The organism is Mycetocola lacteus (assembly GCF_003667575.1).
Classification (GTDB): Bacteria; Actinomycetota; Actinomycetes; order Actinomycetales; family Microbacteriaceae; genus Mycetocola; species Mycetocola lacteus.
Genome location: NZ_RCUY01000011.1, coordinates 40,192 through 60,842, shown reverse-complemented (window position 1 = coordinate 60,842; position 20,651 = coordinate 40,192). Strand labels below are relative to the sequence as shown.

The following is a 20,651-nucleotide window of genomic DNA, read 5'->3' as shown; positions in this document are numbered from 1 at the left end:
GCTTTGTGTTGCCTGTGTGGCCCGGAAACCCGAGTGCCCTCGGCCACGGAATATACCGTGGCCGAGGGCACTCGGGATGAGGAGGGCTAGCCCTCGTGTCCGGCGCGACGTGCACGTGCACGCATCGCAATACCGGCCATCAGGATGAGAACCGCGATACCCGCCAGGGGCAGCAGGTTATCGGAACCGGTCTTGGAGAGCTGACCGGGATCGGTCGGCTTCGGGGTAACCACCGGCGGGTCGCTCGGGTCCGCGGTCGCGGTGGGTCCGGCGGTCGGAGTCACCGTGGGGTCCACGGTCGGGGTCGGGTCCACGGTGGGTGTCGGGTCGACGGTCGGCGTGGGGTCCACGGTGGGCGTGGGGTCGACGGTCGGGGTCGGGTCCACGGTCGGGGTGGGAGTCGGTGTGACCGTAGCTACCGGAGTGGCGGTGACGATCATCGGGTCGCCCATTCCCGCCTCGCTGACCGCGCGAATCCGGAACGAGGTCTCGGTTCCGTTGGTCAGGCCCGCGATGGTGCGGGTGGTGGCGGTGCTGGCTGCGCGAGTTGTGGTGCCCGCGGGAGCCGCGGTCCAGGTGGTGCCACCATCAACCGAGGTTTCGATGAAGTAGTCGAGCACCGGAACCTGACCATATCCCTGAGTCACGGCGGTCCAGGAGAGCTCCACCTGGGCGTCACCCGCGGTGGCGGTGGCTCCGGTTACCGGATCCGGGGTTAGTGCGAAGGCCTGCACAATCGAACGCTTATTGCTGGTCGCGGTGGTCTGCTGGGTACTCGCATACACGATGCCTGAGCTGTCCACGTCGATGCCTCGAACCACGGAGGTTCGACCCTCGGACTGGGCGGCACCGGTCGAGGTGCCGATGGTGCCCAGGCGTGCACCGTTCGGGGAGAGCCAGCTCACATTGCCGGTGCTCGCGGAGTAGTAGACGTTCCCGTTGTTCTCGTCCACGGCCAGCCCGAATACGTGGTTCTTGCCCAGGAACAGCTTGGGAAGCTCCACATAGCCACCGGTGCCGAAGGTGGGATCAATCTTCCAGGTCCAGCCTGCCGGGTTATTGCCCGGATCCACATTGTGGTCGGTGGTCTTGGTGAGCAACAGCTTGTGGATGCGGCCGGGGCGACCCTCATCCTGAATATCACCGATGTAGACGGCACCGCGTTTGGCATCGACGGCCACGGCCTGCACACCGGTCAGGTCGACGAAGGGTAGCTTCTCCCCATCGGCCCAATAGACGCTCCACCAGCTGAGGAACTTCCCGTTGGTGTCCCAGACGGTCACCGCGCTGGTGCCCTGGCTGGTGACATACACGTTGTCCTGTTCGTCCACGTCGATGCCCACGGGCCAGTTGATTGGGCCGGGCGTGTGACCGTCGCCGAAGGAGAGCAGCAGCTCACCGGTCGGCGAGTATTTGCGGACGTTGGGAATCGCATCCGAACTCAGCACATACACGTTACCCTTCGAGTCGATCGCGGTGCCGCGCTGGCCACGGGGGCCCTTGGGATCGTCCGGGGTCTGCCACTTGGGCTGGACGATTCCCTGCGGGTTTGCATCGGCTTCGTGGGTTTCCACGGCCCACTTACCATCGCCCTGATAGGCACCGTTGGTGCCCAGCCCCGGCTGCAGGGTGAAGGTCTGCAGGTTGTGCCCGGCGGCCTGCTGGTTGGGGGCCTCCCAGGTGGCCAGCCCCGAGTCACCCACGGCGATGACGCCATCGCGGACCGAAACCCCATAGGGGAAGGCGAAGTCGAGGGGTTTGGGGGTGGTCTGAGTCTGGCTAATGCCGAATTGGCCCACGTAGCCGTAGGCACCGCTACCCATGGTGCGGCCGGGGAATTCGGTCGAGGGGGTGGCGGCAATCGCCGGGGTTCCCGGGATCAGGACCACCGAGAGCAGGACGCCGGCGCTGAGAGCTGCCAGGGCGCCGCGAGACTTGGTGCGAGCTTGAATTCTGGACATACTGCCACGCTATGACGCGCGCGAAGGAAGCAAAACACCGGTTTCACCTGTGGGGTGATTCAATGTCGCATCATCGCTGCGCCATTTTGTGAGGGGGAACCGGGTGAGCCTTGTTGCGGGCACTGACGCGCGGAGGTGGCCGCGTCGGTGCCGCGTCAGTGTGACCCGGCAGTGTGTACCTCGAGACGTTGAAAGGACACCTGTGAACACACACACCGAATGGGCCGTCGAGGCCGACGGACTCGTGAAGACTTTTGGAACCAACCGTGCGGTGGACGGGGTAGACCTTCGGGTTGCCACCGGCACCGTGTACGGTGTGCTCGGCCCCAACGGGGCGGGCAAAACCACCACCATTTCGATGCTGGCCACGCTGCTGCGTCCAGACGCCGGGCAGGCCCGCATCTTTGGTCACGACGTGCAGCGCGAATCGCAGATCGTGCGCCAGCTGATCGGCGTGACCGGACAGTATGCATCGGTGGATGAGGGGCTCTCGGCCACCGAGAACCTCGTGCTCTTCTCCCGCCTGCTGGGACTCGGGCGCCGAGAGGCCAAGATCAAGGCCAACGATCTGCTGGAGGAGTTTGGACTCACCGAGGCCGCCTCGCGCCCGCTGAAGAAGTTCTCCGGAGGAATGCGCCGTCGGCTGGATCTGGCGGCAAGCCTGATCTCCCAGCCGCCGCTGATCTTCCTGGACGAGCCCACCACCGGCCTGGACCCGCGCACCCGTGCGCAGATGTGGGAGACCATCCGGCGCCTGGTCGCCGGGGGATCCACCGTGCTGCTGACCACCCAGTATCTGGATGAGGCCGACCAGCTGGCCGACCGGATCGCCGTCATCGACCGGGGCCGCGTGGTGGCCGAGGGTACCGGGGACGAACTCAAGGCCCAGGTGGGAACCTCCTCCCTGGAACTGCGGCTGGGCGAGCCGCTGCTGGCCCAGCGCGCGCTGGGCATTGCCGAGCGTGTGCTCGGGGTATCGGGCACCACCTCGGCCGAGGCCGCGCGGATTACCGTGCCGCTGAGCGATCCCGAGCGGGTGACCGACCTGCTGATCGAACTGCGCGGGGAGGGCATCCGGCTGGAGGAGTTCAGCGTGCACAAGCCGAGCCTGGATGATGTCTTCCTGAGCATCACCGGTAAACCCACCGACGACACCGACGACACCGAGAACGCCGCGATCCCCGAGGGAGCCCACGCATGAGTACCACCACCGCACCCACATCCCGCACCCACGGTCTTGCGGGCAGCACAATCGTCCCCGCCCACGAACGCACCCTGAGAAATCGGGTGAGTCTGAGCGAGAGCATCCGGCACTCGCTGACGATGGCCTACCGCGGCCTCCTCAAGATCCGGCGCACCCCGGAGCAGCTCTTCGACGTGACCCTGCAGCCGATCATCTTCACCGTGATGTTCACGTATATTTTTGGTGGTGCGATCTCCGGGGACGTCTCGAACTATCTGCCGGTGATTATCCCGGGCATCCTGGTTCAGACGGTGATCACCACCTCGGTGGTCACCGGAACCCAGCTCCGCGAGGACATGGACAAGGGGGTATTTGACCGCTTCCGCTCACTCCCCATCGCCCGCATCGCGCCGCTTTCCGGGGCGCTACTGGCCGACACCGTGCGCTATGCGATCGCCACCACCCTGACCTTTGTGATGGGCTTCATCATGGGGTACCGTCCGCACGGAGGAATCTGGTCGGTCATCGGTGCCGCGCTGCTGGTGATCGTCTGTGCCTGGGCGATCAGTTGGATCTTCGCCTTCTTTGGCGTCATTGCCCGGTCGGCCTCGAGTGTGCAGGGCATCTCGATGATCATCCTGTTCCCGCTGACCTTCCTCTCCAACGCGTTCGTCCCGGTGGACACCATGCCCACCTGGCTGCAGGCGTTTGTGAACATTAACCCGGTGTCCCACCTGGTCACCGCCGTACGCGATGTGCTCAACACCGGTGCCTTCACGACCGAGGCCGTCTGGCCGCTGCTGGGTTCGGCCGTGATCGTGGCAATCTTCGCGCCGCTCACGGTGCGCGCCTACATGCGCCGCGCCTAGCGCCTTCTCCGCGCTCTCCCCAGGGGCCGGCTTCGGCCGGCCGGGGAGGGCGCGGTTTTGTGTTCTCGGAAGCGCTACAGTGTTCGTCCGGTGCCCACGCCGTGGAGGAGTGAATCAACGATGCGTCGGGCCAGCACGTCCTCATCGACCGTCTCCGCGTCGTGGGAGTCGAAACCGGTCGCCGCGTGGATGATGGCATAGAACATGGCGCGCACCCATCCAGGATCCACGTCATTGCTGATGATGCCCTCCGACTGGCACTGTTCCACCAGCCGGATGGCCGTGTGGGTCATCTGTTCCTGATACTCACTCACGACGGGGTCTTCGGGTAGGGGCAGGCCGCGCGTGTAATCGAGGCTCACCTTGACAGCGATCACGTTTCGGGTCGCCTGATAAAGCGCCACATAGGCGGGGACGACTCCGATACTCGCACGCTCCAGTGCCTCGGCAATTCTTCCCACCGCCCAGCGAGACAGGGTCAGGATGAGAAGTTGGCGGGTGGGAAACCTGCGATAGACCGTGGTCCGCGACACTCCGGCCTCGGCACCGATGTCGTCGAGAGTGGCGGCCGGGTTCGTGCGGAGAAGGCGATCCGCGGCGACAAGAATACGTGTTGTTTTTGCGACGGCACCGTCGGAGAGGCTCTGGCCAAAGACCTTTTCCCGGAGTTCTTCGCTCAGTTCACTCATTCGATAATTGTACAGATGGCATCCACTTTTTGTGAAACATAGAACTTAAAGTCCTGTAGTCATGCCTAGCATGAAACATTCGTGTTTCAGTTAGGGGATGTGATGACAAGCGTGAACGATGCCGATGTGTTGATCGTCGGGGCGGGGCCGGTAGGGCTCGTCATCGCCCATGAGCTCGCACACGCCGGTGTTCGCGCGAGGATCATCGATCATCGCGAGCGTGCCACTCGGCACAGCAAGGCCAACGTGGTGTGGCCCCGGTCTCTGGAACTTCTGGCTCGGCTCAATCTGGCCGAGCCTCTGTTGAGGCAGGCGCACCAGATTGAACATGTCGGTTTCACTCAGCGGGGACAGTCACCGCAGATCCACGACCTCGCTGAGCTGACGGATACGGAGTTTCCGTTTGCCCTGACGCTGCCTCAACCAGATATTGAATTCCTGTGTGAACAGCGACTCCATCAATTCAGGGTGCACGTCGAGCGCGGCACCAAATTTTTGGATGCGTCCCAGGATGCTAGCGGGGTGCTCACGACACTGCGTCGAGCAGACGGAACACCCGAGTACGGACGGTTTGCCTGGGTGATCGGTGCCGACGGCAGTAAATCTCGTGTACGGGAATGCGCCGGAATCGCCTTTGTGGGGGAGGTGGTGCCGGTCGACTATACCCTCGTGGACGCAGTTGCCCAGGGCATCGCCGCCGATCAGGGCTCGTACTATTTCGATTCGCAGCGCAGCCTGGCGATTGCCCCCATCGGTGCCGACCTCTTTCGGTTCGCCACCAGTAACCTTTCCCCGGAGGAGGGATCCGTCAGGCTCGCCATACAGCACCTCCTGGATAGCTTTGAGATCTCGGGGCGGATTGGCACGGTTCGGTATCGGGCAGACTTTCGATCCGAGACTCGCCAGGCCGCCACCTACCGTGCCGGTCGGGTGCTGCTGGCCGGTGATGCGGCCCACGTGGGTACTCCGGCCTCCGGACAGGGGATGAACACCGGCATCCAGGATGCGATTGCACTCGGCTGGAGGTTGGGTCGGGTGCTTCTGGGGCACCTGGGCGAGACGAGCCTGGATGACTATGCTCGGGAGCGCCGTGCCCACGTGGACACGGTTCTTGCCCTCACCCGCGCGCAAACAGCCCGGGTGGACGAGCATGGTGAGGACGGGCGGGAAGCGCCCGCTCTCCCGGGCCTGCGCCAGCTAGCGCAGCTTGATACGGAGTATGGGGCGGGTCACGACCGGGTTCCGCCCCTGCCTGCCTCGGCGGCGCATCGCCGCGCCTCGATCGACGGGACCTCACCCACCGTTTTGCTGTATCCAGGGTCCGTGTACTCCGCCGCGCACTGGCAACGCACTGTGCTGCGCGTGCGCGCCGAGACACCCGGGTATTTCCGAGTGATCGACCTGGCCGGGATTGCCGGTGGTCTCGGATTCCGCGCCGTGATTGGTCCTGCGCGCACGGCGCTGATTGTTCGTCCCGACCAACACATCGATCAACGCCTGGATCCCGATGCCATCCGTGTGCATACCTTCACCCAACTGGGGTGGCGGCGATAGCCGAATTCGAAGGGAAAGACCATGCCATTCATCCGCGTCAACACCATCAACCTCCACTACACCGATGCGGGGGAGGGACCGCCCCTGGTTTTCCTCCACGGGTGGGGAACTAGCGGGCGCGTCTGGGATCAACAGGCCGTGCACTTCGCCGCGCGATATCGGGTGATTCAGCCCGACTGGCGGGGGTGCGGCTACACCGAGGCGCGCGCCGATGGCAACACCATTGCGCAGATCGCCTCCGATATCGTCGAGTTCCTGGAAGCCCTGAACCTGGATCGAGTCACGCTGGTGGGCACCTCGATGGGGGCAACCTTCGCGATCGAAGCCGCGCGGGACCAACCGCAACGGCTGCGGCGCATCGTCGCCGTCGACGCCCCCTTTCATCTGGGGACCCGTTCGCCCGATTCTGCCGTCCTGTCCCTGAGCGAACAGCTGGCGAGCAATCGAATTGCCACCCTGTCACGGATGGTCTCCTCATGGTATTCGGGCGCGGATTCCGAGGCGTTCGGCGCGTGGGCTCGGGCACAGGTGTTTGCGTCCAGCCCGTTTATCGCCGCGCTTTACGCGGATCACCGGGAGTATGACCCGAGAGCCTACCTTCGAAACATTGCCGTCCCAATCACCCTGATTCACGGTGCCGAGGACCCGGATGTGCCGGTGTCAATTGCGCACGAAATCGCCGAGCTTTTGGGTCAGGAGCCACCCCACGTGATTGAGCATGCGGGACACTTTCCCCATCACACGGAAGCCGTGGCGTTTAACGCGGTCCTTGAATCCATCCTCGTATCCGGGGAGGCCACATGATCCGGACGTCGCCGGGCCGCACCGTGGTCCCGCGAGCATCACGACCCGGGCAGCGCTATCGACTGGCGGCCGCCGTTCTGATCGCGGTATTTGTGGTGCCGCTGTCGGTCTCGGGGACCGCGGTTGCGCTCGCCGATATCGCGGCGGCTCTCGGTCCTGATCCGGTGGGTCAACAGTGGGCGCTGAACGGGTTCAACATCACATTTGCCGCGTCGACCCTGGCGTGGGGGTCGCTCGCCGATCGCATCGGACGCTGGCGGTCCTTTAGTCTCGGCGGGGCGATCTTTATTGGTGCGTCCATCGTGAGTTTCTGTGCCCCCGACTATCTGCTTCTCGACGCGGCTCGGATTCTTGCCGGCATCGGTGCCGGTGCCATATTCAGCGTGGGCTCGGCGCTGCTGTCGCTTGCGTTTTCAGGGCCCGAGCGTGCCCGTGCCTTTTCCCTGATGGGGGCCGTGGCCGGGCTTTCGCTCGCCAGTGGCCCCACCCTGAGCGGAATCGTGACACAGGCGGTGGGCTGGAACCATATCTTTGCGATCCAGGGTGTGCTGCTGATCCTGTCCGTGGTCATCATGCTGACCTGCCGGGACATTACCCGGAGTGAACCGCGGGCACCCGGCGCGTTTGACTGGCCGGCAGCTTTGCTCTTTTTTGGTGTGATTGCCGCACTCGTATCCGCATTTGTGGCGGGATCCTCGGGGACCTGGATCACCCCGGGCACGCTGATTCCGGTGGCGATTGGGGGGCTGTGTGTGCTGGGTCTGATCCTTCGAGAGCGTCGAGTCCGGGTGCCGCTTCTCGATTTTCGGCTCATCGGCCGGCCTCGCTTTCTGGGGGTCACCCTCGTGGTGGTGGTCGCCAGCTTTAGCTTTGCCTCGTGTGTGACCTATGTGCCGAGCCTGGTGCAGGCGGCCTGGGGCGTGAGTCCCACCGAATCCGGACTCTTTGTGATGTTTATGACCCTGCCGACGCTGGGCGTCCCGCTTGTGGCCGGCTTCCTGGTGGGCCGGTGCGCGGCCCCGCGGACGGTCTTGGCCATCGCGGTTGTTCTGATGGTGCTCGGGTCGGCGGCAATCGCGGGCTTCGCGGGTTCCCCTCCGGGTGTGCTGGCCGCGGTCATGGTTGTGCTCGGTATCGGTTTTGGACTTCACGCCGGGCTCGTTGATAACGAGGCTCTCGCGGTGGCTCCGGAAAACAACGCGGGCCTGGCGGCGGGTTGGATCAACACGATTCGTGTCGGCAGCGAAGCCGTTGCCGTCTCGCTGTTTGGGGCGGTGTTCATCCCCGCCCTCGCCCGCGCCGATGCGGTGACGGCATTCCGCTCGGTGGGGATCGCCAGCGCCGTGATTGCGCTGGTTTTTGGTCTTGTCTCGATCATCACCATGTACTCGCGACGAGAGGACGTTCGGATCGGAACTACCGATCGGAGTGAGAAATGAGGAGTAACACCATGAATACACCAATCAGAGCCGCGTCCATCGATGAGCTCTTGGGCGACGCGTCCGGCCGATTTTTCGGTTCCCTCTATCGAGGTGCACAACAACAATCTTCGCTGAGCTTCCAGGCCAGAGATCCGCAGACCTGGAGCGTCCAGGGCTCGGCGATGGTGCGATATCCGGCGGACTGGGGCCGACGCGGTCAGGTGCAGCGTCTGCCGCACCTCAGCACCATCGATGTGGTGCTCTTCCTTGCTCATATTGGCAGCCGGTTTGGTGAGCTGAACCGGCGTAGCGGCAGCATCGCGCCCACCGATATCGCCGCGCTGACCCACGTCGTCTTAAGAGCCGGGTCGGCCCCCATCGAAGCGCTCGACAACGTCCCCATCCTCGGGATTCTGTCGGTGCAGAATCGGGCCGTGCACGCGGAGGTGAAAATCGGCAACATGCGCACCTCGGCCGACTACGCCATCATCACGAACGACTGGGGCGAAAGCGGTCGTGCCTCGCACCGGGCCGGAGACACCCCCGTGATTACGCTCACCCGGGTGGAGGTGGATGCCGAGGCACACACGGCGCGGTGCAGAATCGGCCTCTCCGGTCGGGTCGAGGCGGTGCCCGGAGACCTGCGGGTGGTCGCAAATATCGTCGCGTGCTCCCAGACCGCTCAGGCGCTGATCGCGGCGGTTGATGGCCTCTCTCGCGAGGACAGCGACACACTCTGGATGCGGAAATATGAGGGCTGGATTAATCCACCCGGGCAGCCAGGCCAAGCCGAAGCGCGCGTGAGTGTTGACCAGCACCGCACGATGAACGTGGGCGACCGGGTCTTCAGCATTTTCGCCGGGCAGGCATGTGGCTACGGTGTGGACTCCCGGTTCTCGTTGGCTCACGCGATTCCGCACGGTCCGGTGGCCCGGGCTGCCTGATGCTCTCGATCATCCGTTCGCCCGGACAGACGGACCTCAGGGATATCGACGTTGTGCGTTTAGGCCCCCGCGGCCCGCCAGCGGGGATCCCGCAGAATCGCGACGGCGCGCTCCACCCGGGCCCGGGCGCTCAGTGCATCGGCCGCGGTCAGTGCCCGGGCCACCGCCTCGGGGCCGGCGACCTCCACATGGGCGGCCTCATGAACGGAGTAGCGCAGAGCCGGGAGTTCCTGCCGGGCCGAGAATGATCGGCAGACGGCAAAGAGCTCGAGGGAGAGGTCCGAAACCTCGGGGGTGCTGAGCCCCAGCGTGGAAACCGCGAGCAGGGCCGAGCCCCACACGGGCATGTCCGTGTGGATACCGCCGATGCGCTGCAGCGCGATGGCGCGGGTGCGCAGGCGACGGAACATGGCAAGCTCAGGCTCGCGGGCCAGACCGTGCGCGGCGAGGGAGCCCGACGCCACCATCGTGTACCAGGCATAGGCGCGGGCAATCGGGGTGGCAAAGTTGCGTTCGGCGAGACGATACTGTTCCAGACCGCGGGCGCGCTCGCCGTTTTTCAGCGCGAGTTCGGCGCGACCGGCCCACGCGACCGATCGGAAATCCTCCTCGGTGCTGTTCATATGTGGGCTGGGTTCATCGGTGATCAGCGGTTCCAGCTCGGCGGGAGACTCGGTGTAAATCGCCAGGAGCCAGAGGATATGACGTCGGTTCTCGGCCAGGCCCAGGGTCGTGAGTCCGGGCAGTGCGAGCTTCGCCCAGGCAATGGAGTCCTCGATATCTGCGACCTCACTGGTGAGCTGGGCGAGGACCACGCGGGTCATCGTGAGTGTCCACAGGTCGCCGAGCACGCGCGCGAGCTTCTCGGCGCGCAGCGCGAAGTTGATGGCCTCCTGGGCTCGTCCGGCATTCTCGGCCAGCTGTGCCGCCAGGAGCAGACCGTAGACGGCAACCTGGGGCTCGGGGTCCTCCGCCATCGTGTGCAGCACGGTCATCACGCGATCGGGTGCTGCGGAGCCATGCAGCATCCGATAGAACGCCTCGATCCGGCGATCGGTGACCGCCCCCGCGTCGAGCATCTTGCGAATTCGTGTGAGCGCGGTCACCCCGGTCCGAAGATCATCAAACAGCCCAAAGACGCCGAGCACCACAAATCCGAGGCCCGCGGCATTTGCGCGCACCCCGGTGTAGTTTCGCTCCACGCGCGGCAGGGCAAGGATGGCCGCGGCCAGCCCATCGGCGTCGGTGTAGATGCTGAGCCGAGCCTGATAGAACGACACCAGTCCAAAGATCGCCAGGGCCGCGTGCGCATTGCCCCGTTCCAGGGCACCACGCAGGGCCCACATGAACGTGTCGTGCTCGAGCCGCACCAGGGCAAACCCCTGTGCCTGTTCGGGGCCGTCGGTGCGCGGCAGAAGCTCCAGCGCGCTCGCCTCGGCCCAGGCGATGATGCGATCCCGAAACGCATCGGTATCCCCGCGCAGCGCGAGCTCGGCGGTGCCAAACTCACGAATGGTTTCCAGCATGCGAAAGCGCATCGTTCCGGTGACCGGATCCTCGGAGGCTCGAACCAGCGATTGGAGGACCAGACCCTCCAGGTCTTCGGAGGCATCCCGACCCAGGGCGGACGAGGCCGCGGGAAGCCCAAACCCGTCGGGGAAGAGCGAGCACACGAGATAGGTTTCCCGTTCGCGTTCGGTCAGTAGGTTCCAACTCCACCCGATCACCGCGGTGAGGGTGCGGTGGCGGTCCGGCGCGATCCGGTTACCACCCGAGCGTGGGGGATCCAGCACCCCGAGACTGTGCTCAAGTCCGCCCAGGATCTGCGGCAGGGTGAGCACCCGGGTGCGCGCGGCGGCCAACTCGATGGCCAGCGGGAGCCCGTCCAGGCGCTCACACAGCTCGGTCACAAGGACCGGATCGAACCGGGCATCCGGCCGGGCCGCGCGGGCGCGCTCGGCAAAGAGCAGGAGCGCGGGGCCGGGCATCTCGGCATCCCCGGAGGCCAGCGGTGTGGGTTCATATACCCGCTCGCCGGGGACGAGCAGCGGGGACCGCGAGGTGGCGAGCAGACGTAGTTCCGGGCAGGCCCCCAGCACGTCCGCGCTCCAGGCGGCAACCGCATCAATCAGATGCTCACAGTTATCCAACACCAGCAGGGTCGGGGTTTGTGCCAGGGCCGCGAGAACACGTTCGGCGAGGTCCAGGCGTGGGGCATCGCCAACGCGGGCATCGGCCAGATTGTCGCGCAGACCCAGCAGCGCGGCGAGCGTGCGGGGAAGATCCTCCGCGCTTCGTACACCGGCCAGCTCGGCCACCACGATCCGCGATATTTGACCCCGCCAGGAGTGGGCGACCGCCTGAGCGAGCCGCGTCTTTCCGAGACCGCCGGGACCCAGGATGGTGACCAGACGGTGCTGGTGGAGGGCCTGCTCGAGGGTGTGGACATCCGCGTCGCGGCCGATCAGGGCATCGGCAAATCCGCGCAGTCCCATACACACGGTCACGGGGGTGAGATCGAGGGTGTCCACGGCCGTGGGGGTGCGAACCTCGACATCGCTCGCGGCGGAGTCTGCACGCAGGAGGCGGGCATGCTCGGCGCGCAGCGCGGGACTCGGGTCGGTGCCCAGCTGTTCGGCCAGGCGTTCGCGCAGGGACGCGAAGGTGGCCAGAGCTGCCGCGGGTTCTCCGAGCGCATCAAGCACTCGGATCAGTGTCAGATGATCGTCCTGACTCAGGGGCTCCAGCGCGCACAGTTCGTTCAGGAATCCCCGTGCGCCGGCGGGATCGGGGCCGGAGAGGAGGGTACCGAGGGATCGAAGTAGTACGATCCGGGTGTCCCTGGCGTGGGTGGCCAGATCGTCGGCAACGGGGAACGGATCAAGGTCAGACCCCGGATCCCCGCTCCAGAGCCCCAGGGCGTCGCGCAGTGCCGTGGGATCCTGCGGGGTGCGCAGGGCGGCGTGGGTGCGGCTCAGGTCGGAGTCGATACTCAGCCGGTATCCGGCCGGTTCGAGTGTGAGGGTTCCGGCGGGCAGTAGCCTCCGCACCCGGGAAACCAGGGCCTGAAGGGCACCACGCTGATCCGCCGGGGGCTGCTCGGGCCACAGCTCGTCGGCCAGGTATCCGGGGGAGCGGGGCTCACCCTGAGCCAGAGCAAGTACGGCGAGGAGAACCCGTGCGCGCTCGCCGGAGACGGGGGTCTCGCCCACCCGGATTGGGCCGAGAACACGCAGGATCGGGTCGGCGAAGCTCACGTGCCGATTATACGATTCTCGGGCGCCGGTGTGGCGGTTCCGGCTACAGGGTGCCGCGAATCGTGTCGCCCACGGGAATCGGGATCAGCCGAGTCACATCGGCGGGGCGCTCGAGCAGGCCCACCAGTGCGGCGTTGAGGGCGGCCACGGCCGGACCCTCGCCATGGCGGTCCAGCTGCTCCACACTCGACCACTTCTCGATCATCACGATGTCACCGTTCGGGTGCTGGTGGATCGCATAGAGCTCGCATCCCGACTCGGTCTGCACCGCCTCGATCGCCGGACGCAGGGCGTCCAGCACGGCCTCAAGCTGACCCTGTACGGGTGTGAACACGGCGGTGACTACAACGGCAGACATGGTGCGTCCCTTGATCGACGGGCAAAACTGTATGCCCCGATGCTATTGCGCCGCGGGCGAGACGCGCCCGGACGTGTCACGAATAGGAGGTGTGTGGGATTGTGTGTATAGTTGTGACGTTGCCAAACACCGCAGTGTTTAGCGCGCACCTCTAGCTCAATCGGCAGAGCAACTGACTCTTAATCAGTGGGTTCTCGGTTCAAGTCCGAGGGGGTGCACCAGCCCATTACACCCCGATTCCGCATGGAATCGGGGTGTTGTGTTTTTCCGCGACACCGGGTGGTGCGCCACGCGGGTGTCGATTTTTTCTCGCTGCCTTCTCTGGGTACAGTGGAGGTATCACGTCGGTTACGGCGTGGGCACCTCTAGCTCAATCGGCAGAGCAACTGACTCTTAATCAGTGGGTTCTCGGTTCAAGTCCGAGGGGGTGCACCAACAGAGTCCCGGCGAGTTTCCCGCCGGGACTCTTGGTTTTGCGGCCTGTGTTTTGCGGCCTGTAGTTGGAGCCGGGAACCTAATCGAGTGGGTCGATCTCGGCGAAGCGGTGCACCACCGCCAGATCTTCCTCGCCGAGGCCCGCGTCCACCAGGTCCGTGAAGACCCCCAGGTTGGTGCGCAGCTGGCGGGCGGCGGTGCCGGTTGCGTCGGCCTCGGCGACCGCGGCGGTGAGGTCCTTGACCATAAACGCGGCGATCCCGGTCGGGGTGTAGTCCCGGGTAATGATCCGCTCGGCCTTGGTCTCCAGCACCCGCGAACCCGCATACCCGCCCTGGAGCAGGGGGAGGAGGGCGGCCACGTCGATCCCCGCCCGCTCGGCGACCACGGCCGCCTCGGCCACCGCGGTCATCGTGGCGGCGACGATCATCTGGTTACACGCCTTGGCCACCTGGCCCGAGCCCAGCGGTCCCAGATGCAGCGGGGTTCCCATCGTGGACAGGATCGGCAGAACCCGCGCCACATCCTCGGGATCGCCACCCACCATGATCGACAGGGTCCCCGCCTCGGCCCCCTCGGTGCCACCGGAGACCGGAGCATCCACCACGCGCAGCAGGCCGTCGGTGTCGGCAGTGAGGCGCGCGGCCAGGTCGCGCAGCCCGGCGGGGGAGACGGAGGAGCACACCACCAGGAGGGTCGGTGCCGTGATCCCCGCGAGCAGGCCGTCGGGTCCGGCGAGCACCTGTTCCAGCTGTGCGAGATCCGGCAGCATCACGATCACGATCTCGGAATCTACTGCCAGTTCGCGCGGGGTATTGCGCGCGGTCGCGCCCGCTTGGACAAACGGCACCAGTTTCTCGGGGCGACGGCCCTGGACGAAGACCTCCACATCATCCGCCCTATGAGAGAGCAGATTGTGGGTCATCGGCGCGCCCATCGAGCCGAGTCCGATCACGCCAACACCAATTTTGGGAACATCATTGATCACCATCATGCGGCCACTATATCGAACTCCGTTCAGAGAGTTGGCCTCCGGGGGTTAGGATGGGGGCAGACCCCGCTCATCGTCGAAAGGAAGGTCCGCGTCGTCATGACCGATTCCCCCACCCGCCTCCGCGTAGTTGTGGCCACCCCGCTGCCCGAGGAACTCGCCACCCTGATCACCGAGCGTGAGCCGCGAATCGACCTGGTGCGCGAGGCTGACCTGCTGCCCCCGATGCGCTTTGCCGCCGACTTTGCCGGCGATCCCTCCTTCACCCGAACCCCCGAGCAGCAGGCCCGCTTCGAGGAGCTGCTGGACTCGGCCGACGTGCTCTACGGTATCCCCGACGTCAACCCCGCGGCCCTCGCTCGCACCGTGGCCGCCAACCCCGCGCTGCGCTGGGTGCAGATCATGGCAGCCGGTGGTGGCGGGCAGGTCAAGGCCGCCGGACTCTCCGAGGCTGACCTTGCCCGGGTGACCTTCACCACCTCCGCCGGCGTGCACGGCGGACCGCTGGCCGAGTTCGCCGTGTTTGGCGTCTTCGCCGGGGCCAAGACCCTGCCGCGTCTGCAGAAGCAGCAGTCCGAGCACGCGTGGACCGACCGCTGGGAGATGGGTCAGGTATCGGAGCAGACGATTCTGGTCCTCGGACTCGGCGGCATCGGTGCCGAGGTTGCGCGTAAGCTCGACGCCCTGGGCGCGCACGTGATCGGAACCAGCCGTCGCCCGGTGGACGTTCCCGGAGTCTCCGAGATCGTGCACCCCGACAACATTGCCGAGGTGATCGGCCGCGCCGACTCGATCGTGGTGACCCTGCCCGGGACCGCCGCAACCGAGAAGATGCTCAGCGCCGACCTGCTCGCGCTGGTCAAGCCCGGCGTGACCGTGGTCAACGTCGGACGCGGCACCGTGATCGACGAGGATGCCCTGACCGTGGCGCTTCAGGATGGCCGCGTGGGCTTCGCCGCGCTCGACGTCTTTGCCTCCGAGCCGCTGGATCCCACCAGTGCACTGTGGGACCTGCCCAACGTGCTGGTCAGCCCGCACACCGCCGCGCTGAATGCCGCCGAGGAGCGACGCATCGCCGAGCTGTTTGTGGCTAACGCCACCGCGATTCTGGATGGATCCACCCCCAAGAACGTGGTAGACACGGTTCAGTTCTACTAGCAGCACCCCGACGAGACACCTCTCGAAGAAAGCGAGCCCAGCGCGCATGACCGACGCACCCCGTACCGAGAAGACGGCCGCCCCCGCGGTGACCCGAGCCATCGCGATTCTTGATGTCTTGGCTTCCGCCCACGGGCAGCCGCTCGGGATCAGTGAGTTGGCCCGCGCGCTGGGCATCGCCAAGTCCTCGACCGCCAACCTGTGTGTGGCGCTGGAGGAGGGCGGGCTGATCCAGCGCGGCGACCTCGGTTACCGGCTCGGTCGGCGCACGGTGGAGCTCGGCGGCGCCTATCTGGCGAGCTTTGATCAGGTGCGCGAGTTCTACCGGGTGTGCTCCGAGTCGCCCGAGCTGAGTCATGAGCTGGTGCAGATCGCGGTGCTCGACGGGACCGACGTGCTCTACCTGGCCCGGCACGAGGGTCGCGCGCCGCTGCGGCTCACCGCCGGCATCGGTGACCGCTATCCGGCCGCCCTGACCGCCGTGGGTAACGCCCTGTTGGCGCGCCTGGACGATGAGGAGATCCGCGCGCGCTTTGCCGATCCGGAAACCCGTCCACAGGTCACCGCCGCCTCGACCACGGATCTGGATGCGCTGATTGCCAAGATCCGGCGCGCCCGCGAGACCGGTTTCGGGCTCGACGAGGGGGAGATGTTCCCCACGGTTACCGGCGTCGCGGTGGTGATTCCGCCGCGCAATGCGGGGGATCAGCCGCTAGCCCTGGGTGCCTCCATGATGGGTTTGGCCCCCGAGGATGGGCGTCGCGAGCGTGTCACGCGCGCCCTGGGAACCGCCGCCGCTGCGCTGTCGAACCCGCTGCTGGTCGGGGACGTCGCCTAGTTCGTTCAATATGTTGAACTTCGTTCAGCATGCTGTTAGTGTGGGGGCGTGGGCACCGACGCCCACATCGAGGTAACCCTCGCGTCAAGGTAGACGGCCCCCACCCACGGTGAACCCGGGAAGTCTCCAGATGCGAGCCGTCCCGAAAGGTACAGACCGTGTCCACATCCCCCGCCGCAGAGGTCCGCGGATCCGACGATCCGGAATACGCCAACAACCTGCGCCGCGCCACCCTTGCTTCCAGTGTCGGAAGCGCGCTTGAGTACTACGACTTCGCCCTCTACGGGCTCGCCTCCGCGCTGATCTTCGGTCAGCTCTTCTTCCCCGCCCTCGGCACCGGAGCCGGCATTGCCGCCGGTTTCGCGACCTACGCGGTGGGATTCTTCGCCCGCCCCTTCGGCGGCATCTTCTTCGGTGTGCTGGGCGACAAGCTCGGACGCAAGTGGGTCCTGATGGCCACCATCGGCCTGATGGGTGGTGCCTCGACCCTGATCGGTGTGCTGCCGACCGGCGAGCAGATCGGCATCTGGGCCCCCATTCTCCTGGTCTTTCTGCGGGTTCTGCAGGGCCTCGGTGCCGGGGCCGAACAGGCCGGTGCCACCACGCTGATGGCCGAGTATGCGCCGGTTCGCCGCCGTGGATTCTTCTCCGCCCTGCCGTTTGTGGGCATCATGGTCGGTACCGTGCTGGCCTCGATCGTGTTCTACCTGCTGGGCCTCGTGGACCAGCAGATCGTGCACGACTGGCTGTGGCGTGTGCCGTTCCTGGCCTCGATCCTACTGATCGCCGTCTCGGTCTTCATCCGCTACCGCCTGGCCGAGTCGCCCACCTTCGTTCAGCTGGAAAAGCAGGAGCAGGAGCAGCACTCGCCGCTCAAGGAGGTCTTCACCAAGTCCTTCGGTAGCGTCATCCGCGGCATCGGCCTGCGCATGGCCGAGAACGGTGGATCGGCGCTGTACCAGACCCTGGCGATCTCCTTCATCACCGTGTATGTGGGTGTCGAGAGCTGGGTCGGCCCGCTGGCCATCGCGATCGGTGCGACCCTCGGTGTGATCATCCTGCCGCTGGCCGGTGCGCTGAGCGACCGCTTCGGACGGATGCCTGTCTACCGCGCCGGTGTGATCATCCAGCTGGTGCTGGCGATCCCCGCCTGGTGGCTGATGTCTCAGGGCAACGTGAGCGTCATCATCCCGGTGCTCGCCCTGACCTACACCCTCTCCATCAACGTGATGCTGGGCGCCCAGTGTGCGACCCTGCCCGAGCTGTTTGGTAACCGCCACCGCTACGTGGGTGTGGCCGTCTCCCGCGAGTTCTCGGCGGTGCTCGCCGGCGGTATCGCCCCGCTGATCGGGGCCTCGCTGCTGACCGCCACCACCGGATCCTGGATCCCGCTGGCCGGCTACGTGCTGCTGCTCGGTGCGATCACCCTGTGGGCCACCTTCGTCACCCCGGAAACCCGCGGCCGCGACCTGACCCTGCACGGTGACGCCCTCTCGGACACCGCCGCCCAGATCGCCGAGCGCCCGCTGGCCACCGTCGGACGCTCCTAGTGCGCCGGGCCAGACTGCACATCGGGGGCGGCGCACCCGCCGCCCCCGGCCTCACCCAGATCGTCCCGGTCCGCGAGATCGACGGTGCCTGGTACGAGGTTGCCGACGAGTGGGCCGCGGTTCCGCCGCTCACCGGTCGCTACTGGCCGCTTGAGGGCGCGGTGCTCGCCGCCCCGAGTGACCCCCGGGTCATCCTCGGCATGGCTCACAACGGTTCCGCGGCCGACCGGGCCATTCCCCGGCAGGCGTTCATGAAGTCCGCCCGGTCCGCAATCGGTTCGGGGGAGCCGATCCGGATCGTTCCCGGACACGGAAACGTTGTCGCCGAGGCCGAACTCGCCGTGGTCATCGGGGTGCACTGCCGCAACGTCAGTGCACGCGACGCCGCCGAGGTCATCGCCGGGTATACGATCGGCAACGACGTGACCGCGACCGACCAGATCGCCCTCGACGAAAAGATGATCCAGTCCAAGAGCGGAGACGGCTTCACCCCGCTCGGCCCCTGGCTGGTCGGCGACCTGGATCCCGACTCGGTTCCGCTCGAACTCATTGTTAATGGGGAGCTGCGCTGCCAGAGCGACACCGACCGGCTCGCCTGGAACATCGCCGAGCAGATCGAATACCTGAGCGAGTATATGACGCTCGGACCCGGGGATGTGATCCTCACCGGCTCGCCGGAGACCGCGTCCCCGATCAAGCCCGGGGATACGGTGCGGGCCGCGCTGGACGGCATCGGCATCCTCGAAAACCCGGTGACCGCCCTCTAGGCGCGCCGGTTATGCGGGGCCCTCACGACGTCTTCGTGAGGGCCCCGATACCACAAAACCCCACGGGAAACCGTGGGGTTTTGTGTTGGGTTCTATCCCGAAGTCGGATTACCGTTCCAGGTGGCCGGGACCATGACCCACAGCAGCTCGGCGCTCTCATCCCCGAGCACCTTCCAGGAGTGCGGTTCGCGCCCATCCAGGGTCAGCGAATCCCCGGCCCCCAGCTCCCAGACGGCGTCGGCAAAGCTCATCTCGATCCGTCCGCGCACCAGGTACACCAGGTCCAGCTCGGCGCTCACCGAGTACGGGGCTTCGCCGCTGTGGCCGCCGGGATCCACGATCGTGCGCACCACCTGGACACGCTTCTCGGTCCGCGGGGACACCAGGAGCTCCAGCATGCCCTCGCCACCCAGGGTGATCCGCGGGGCATCTGCGCCGCGCACCACGAGCTGCTCGGAGCGCTTAAAGAGGTCGCCCACGGCCACGTTCAACACGTCACACAGCGCCACCAGGGTGCTCACACTCGGTGAGGTCTGGTTACGTTCCACCCGGGAGATGAATCCCTTGGAGAGACCGGTGGTTTCGGCCAGCTGCTCGATGGTGAGCAGCTGCGCCTGTCGTGCGGCACGCAGCCGATGCCCAATCGCGGTGCGGGTGGGGTCTGGAGAGACGGGAAGGGCGCGCATAAAACTCCCGAAGGCGAGTCGAAGTGTGGGCGTGCGTGTATTCCCGGTCAGTCTAGGTCAGAACCGGGGAACGGCGCAGGAAAAAATTTAGTCGCGTTCGATGCGCGGGTTGTCTTCGGCAACGGTCCCGATCGCCAGCGCGAGCGAGATCAGCCAGCTGAACCACAGCAGGGCGAGGCGCCAGTTGCGCGGCCCGGAAGCGGTAGCCCGGATCAGGCCCACCGCACCAAACGCGGCGCTGATGACACCAATGTTCAGAAGATACTTACGCATGCGCCCTCATTTCGAACCGGAACCCTTCAACCCTAGCGTGCGACCGGGGCCAGGCGGGAATATACCCGCCGTGGATACGCAGAAATCTATCGCGTGTGCAGACCCAGGTGGGTGCGGGCAAACCGCACGGTCTTGCGCAGCGCCTTGAGCCGTTCGGCGTCGGACTTGGCCCGGCGCGTATTAATCTCGGCCACCACCGCGCCGTCCCAGTTCTTGGCCGCCAGATACTCCAGGGTTTCGGCCACCGGCTGGGTGCCCATGCCCGGGATCAGGTGTTCGTCAAAGATCTGGCCATCGTCCTGGGAGCCCGAACCATCACACAGGTGGATATGACGAAGTCGATCGCCAAAGTGCTGCGCGAGTTCAAGCCCGCTCTGGCCGGCCAGGGAGGCATGGGAGAAGTCCAGGGTGACGTTATCGCAGTCCCAGTCGCTGGGATCCCACCCGGGAGCGTAGGCGGCAACCGAGCGGCCCTTCGCCTTCCACGGGAACATGTTCTCCACACCGATGTTGATGCCGGAGGAGGTTTCGATCCGGCGCACGATTTCGAGGAAGTTTTCCGAGTAGTCCTTCTGCCAGCGAAACGGCGGGTGCACCACCACGGTGTCCGCCCCCACGGCGGCGGCAAGCTCGGCCGAACGCTCAAGTTTCACCTGCGGGTCGCGCCCCCACACGAACGTGGTGAGCAGTAGTACCGGTGCGTGGATCGACAGAATCGGCAGGTGATACTTCTTGCTCAGCTTGCGCAGTGCAACCGCATCACGGGTGGTTGCGGCATTGGTCACCATGACCTCAACGCCGTCAAAACCGGCCTCCCGTGCGAGCTGGAACGCCCGCTCGGTCTCGAGCGGGTATACGCAGGACGTGCTCATTCCGATCTGTATCATCGGGGCCAGCATAGACCCCACAGGTG

The 20,651-nt window shown here is 65.9% G+C and carries 18 protein-coding genes and 2 tRNA genes; 12 read left to right on the top strand and 8 right to left on the bottom strand.

The features are described 5' to 3' along the window. Positions 1 to 86 precede the first annotated feature (86 nt). Positions 87 to 1,961 carry a fibronectin type III domain-containing protein gene (locus D9V34_RS12590; protein WP_121686978.1) on the bottom strand — a complete coding sequence of 625 codons (1,875 nt, stop codon included), beginning with the start codon at positions 1,959 to 1,961 and terminating at the stop codon, positions 87 to 89. Between the two features lie 202 nt (positions 1,962 to 2,163). Between D9V34_RS12590 and D9V34_RS12585 the strand changes: the two genes are divergently transcribed. Next, positions 2,164 to 3,162, top strand: coding sequence for an ATP-binding cassette domain-containing protein (locus tag D9V34_RS12585; RefSeq protein WP_121686977.1), 999 nt, complete (start codon positions 2,164 to 2,166; stop codon positions 3,160 to 3,162). Then, entirely contained in the window at positions 3,159 to 4,013 is an 855-nt protein-coding gene (locus D9V34_RS12580; RefSeq protein WP_121686976.1) for an ABC transporter permease, read from the top strand. The genes D9V34_RS12585 and D9V34_RS12580 overlap by 4 nt, the downstream gene beginning before the upstream one ends. Before the next feature lie 74 nt (positions 4,014 to 4,087). On the opposite strand, the gene D9V34_RS12575 is transcribed toward D9V34_RS12580, so the two are convergent. Then, the gene (locus tag D9V34_RS12575; protein WP_121686975.1) at positions 4,088 to 4,702 is read right to left on the bottom strand and encodes a TetR/AcrR family transcriptional regulator; all 615 of its coding nucleotides are present in this window, start codon (positions 4,700 to 4,702) and stop codon (positions 4,088 to 4,090) included. A gap of 102 nt (positions 4,703 to 4,804) precedes the next feature. On the opposite strand from D9V34_RS12575, the gene D9V34_RS12570 reads away from it, so the two are divergent. From D9V34_RS12570 to D9V34_RS12555, 4 genes are read left to right on the top strand one after another with little or no spacing between them, the layout of a single operon-like run. Beyond that, positions 4,805 to 6,256: an FAD-dependent monooxygenase gene (locus tag D9V34_RS12570; RefSeq protein WP_121686974.1), complete on the top strand. Its 1,452-nt coding sequence runs from the start codon at positions 4,805 to 4,807 to the stop codon at positions 6,254 to 6,256. Between the two features lie 21 nt (positions 6,257 to 6,277). Continuing rightward, on the top strand, positions 6,278 to 7,060 hold the full coding sequence (locus tag D9V34_RS12565; RefSeq protein WP_121686973.1) for an alpha/beta fold hydrolase: 783 nt from the start codon (positions 6,278 to 6,280) through the stop codon (positions 7,058 to 7,060). After that, positions 7,057 to 8,499: an MFS transporter gene (locus D9V34_RS12560; RefSeq protein ID WP_121686972.1), complete on the top strand. Its 1,443-nt coding sequence runs from the start codon at positions 7,057 to 7,059 to the stop codon at positions 8,497 to 8,499. Before D9V34_RS12565 ends, D9V34_RS12560 begins: the two co-directional genes overlap by 4 nt. An 11-nt stretch (positions 8,500 to 8,510) precedes the next feature. After that, positions 8,511 to 9,425 carry an AvrD family protein gene (locus D9V34_RS12555; RefSeq protein ID WP_183091780.1) on the top strand — a complete coding sequence of 305 codons (915 nt, stop codon included), beginning with the start codon at positions 8,511 to 8,513 and terminating at the stop codon, positions 9,423 to 9,425. A 59-nt stretch (positions 9,426 to 9,484) separates the two neighbouring features. Here D9V34_RS12555 and D9V34_RS12550 read toward each other — a convergent pair whose 3' ends face one another. Together D9V34_RS12550 and D9V34_RS12545 are read right to left on the bottom strand one after the other, a co-directional pair. After that, positions 9,485 to 12,682, bottom strand: coding sequence for an ATP-binding protein (locus D9V34_RS12550; RefSeq protein WP_121686970.1), 3,198 nt, complete (start codon positions 12,680 to 12,682; stop codon positions 9,485 to 9,487). A gap of 43 nt (positions 12,683 to 12,725) precedes the next feature. Then, positions 12,726 to 13,040, bottom strand: a complete 315-nt coding sequence (locus D9V34_RS12545; RefSeq protein ID WP_121686969.1) for a putative quinol monooxygenase — start codon at positions 13,038 to 13,040, stop codon at positions 12,726 to 12,728. Positions 13,041 to 13,185: 145 nt separating this feature from the next. Between D9V34_RS12545 and D9V34_RS12540 the strand changes: the two genes are divergently transcribed. Together D9V34_RS12540 and D9V34_RS12535 are read left to right on the top strand one after the other, a co-directional pair. Continuing rightward, a tRNA-Lys gene (locus D9V34_RS12540) sits at positions 13,186 to 13,261 on the top strand. A gap of 138 nt (positions 13,262 to 13,399) precedes the next feature. Beyond that, positions 13,400 to 13,475, top strand: a tRNA-Lys gene (locus D9V34_RS12535). A 79-nt stretch (positions 13,476 to 13,554) separates the two neighbouring features. On the opposite strand, the gene D9V34_RS12530 is transcribed toward D9V34_RS12535, so the two are convergent. Further along, on the bottom strand, positions 13,555 to 14,469 hold the full coding sequence (locus D9V34_RS12530) for an NAD(P)-dependent oxidoreductase (RefSeq protein WP_245991774.1): 915 nt from the start codon (positions 14,467 to 14,469) through the stop codon (positions 13,555 to 13,557). Between the two features lie 96 nt (positions 14,470 to 14,565). Between D9V34_RS12530 and D9V34_RS12525 the strand changes: the two genes are divergently transcribed. The 4 genes from D9V34_RS12525 (at position 14,566) to D9V34_RS12510 (ending at position 18,779) form a co-directional block, all read left to right on the top strand. Next, complete coding sequence (locus D9V34_RS12525) at positions 14,566 to 15,624, top strand: D-2-hydroxyacid dehydrogenase (RefSeq protein ID WP_121686968.1); 1,059 nt, start codon at positions 14,566 to 14,568, stop codon at positions 15,622 to 15,624. 46 nt (positions 15,625 to 15,670) lie between these two features. Next, on the top strand, positions 15,671 to 16,462 hold the full coding sequence (locus tag D9V34_RS12520) for an IclR family transcriptional regulator (protein WP_030148601.1): 792 nt from the start codon (positions 15,671 to 15,673) through the stop codon (positions 16,460 to 16,462). A 158-nt stretch (positions 16,463 to 16,620) separates the two neighbouring features. Then, positions 16,621 to 18,012, top strand: a complete 1,392-nt coding sequence (locus tag D9V34_RS12515; RefSeq protein ID WP_121686967.1) for an MFS transporter — start codon at positions 16,621 to 16,623, stop codon at positions 18,010 to 18,012. Then, positions 18,012 to 18,779 (top strand): fumarylacetoacetate hydrolase family protein, encoded by a 768-nt coding sequence (locus D9V34_RS12510; RefSeq protein ID WP_220700521.1) that lies wholly within the window; start codon positions 18,012 to 18,014, stop codon positions 18,777 to 18,779. Before D9V34_RS12515 ends, D9V34_RS12510 begins: the two co-directional genes overlap by 1 nt. Before the next feature lie 92 nt (positions 18,780 to 18,871). Here the strand turns inward: D9V34_RS12510 and D9V34_RS12505 are convergent, their stop codons facing one another. The 3 genes from D9V34_RS12505 to D9V34_RS12495 all read right to left on the bottom strand — a co-directional run bounded on the left by D9V34_RS12505 (position 18,872) and on the right by D9V34_RS12495 (position 20,625). Further along, a complete protein-coding gene (locus tag D9V34_RS12505) occupies positions 18,872 to 19,465 on the bottom strand; it encodes a helix-turn-helix domain-containing protein (protein ID WP_030148604.1) in 594 nt (197 codons plus the stop codon). Between the two features lie 87 nt (positions 19,466 to 19,552). Continuing rightward, positions 19,553 to 19,738, bottom strand: coding sequence for a hypothetical protein (locus tag D9V34_RS12500; RefSeq protein WP_030148605.1), 186 nt, complete (start codon positions 19,736 to 19,738; stop codon positions 19,553 to 19,555). An 86-nt stretch (positions 19,739 to 19,824) separates the two neighbouring features. Beyond that, complete coding sequence (locus tag D9V34_RS12495; RefSeq protein ID WP_121687295.1) at positions 19,825 to 20,625, bottom strand: sugar phosphate isomerase/epimerase family protein; 801 nt, start codon at positions 20,623 to 20,625, stop codon at positions 19,825 to 19,827. Positions 20,626 to 20,651 lie beyond the last annotated feature (26 nt).

Bases quoted from the DNA above. Each gene is read 5' to 3' on its own strand.
- D9V34_RS12575 (WP_121686975.1), bottom strand. From the start codon at position 4,702: ATGAGTGAACTGAGCGAAGAACTCCGGGAAAAGGTCTTTGGCCAGAGC.
- D9V34_RS12590 (WP_121686978.1), bottom strand. From the start codon at position 1,961: ATGTCCAGAATTCAAGCTCGCACCAAGTCTCGCGGCGCCCTGGCAGCT.
- D9V34_RS12570 (WP_121686974.1), top strand. From the start codon at position 4,805: ATGACAAGCGTGAACGATGCCGATGTGTTGATCGTCGGGGCGGGGCCG.
- D9V34_RS12565 (WP_121686973.1), top strand. From the start codon at position 6,278: ATGCCATTCATCCGCGTCAACACCATCAACCTCCACTACACCGATGCG.
- D9V34_RS12530 (WP_245991774.1), bottom strand. From the start codon at position 14,469: ATGATGGTGATCAATGATGTTCCCAAAATTGGTGTTGGCGTGATCGGA.
- D9V34_RS12580 (WP_121686976.1), top strand. From the start codon at position 3,159: ATGAGTACCACCACCGCACCCACATCCCGCACCCACGGTCTTGCGGGC.
- D9V34_RS12520 (WP_030148601.1), top strand. From the start codon at position 15,671: ATGACCGACGCACCCCGTACCGAGAAGACGGCCGCCCCCGCGGTGACC.
- D9V34_RS12545 (WP_121686969.1), bottom strand. From the start codon at position 13,040: ATGTCTGCCGTTGTAGTCACCGCCGTGTTCACACCCGTACAGGGTCAG.
- D9V34_RS12495 (WP_121687295.1), bottom strand. From the start codon at position 20,625: ATGATACAGATCGGAATGAGCACGTCCTGCGTATACCCGCTCGAGACC.
- D9V34_RS12560 (WP_121686972.1), top strand. From the start codon at position 7,057: ATGATCCGGACGTCGCCGGGCCGCACCGTGGTCCCGCGAGCATCACGA.
- D9V34_RS12500 (WP_030148605.1), bottom strand. From the start codon at position 19,738: ATGCGTAAGTATCTTCTGAACATTGGTGTCATCAGCGCCGCGTTTGGT.
- D9V34_RS12505 (WP_030148604.1), bottom strand. From the start codon at position 19,465: ATGCGCGCCCTTCCCGTCTCTCCAGACCCCACCCGCACCGCGATTGGG.
- D9V34_RS12525 (WP_121686968.1), top strand. From the start codon at position 14,566: ATGACCGATTCCCCCACCCGCCTCCGCGTAGTTGTGGCCACCCCGCTG.
- D9V34_RS12555 (WP_183091780.1), top strand. From the start codon at position 8,511: ATGAATACACCAATCAGAGCCGCGTCCATCGATGAGCTCTTGGGCGAC.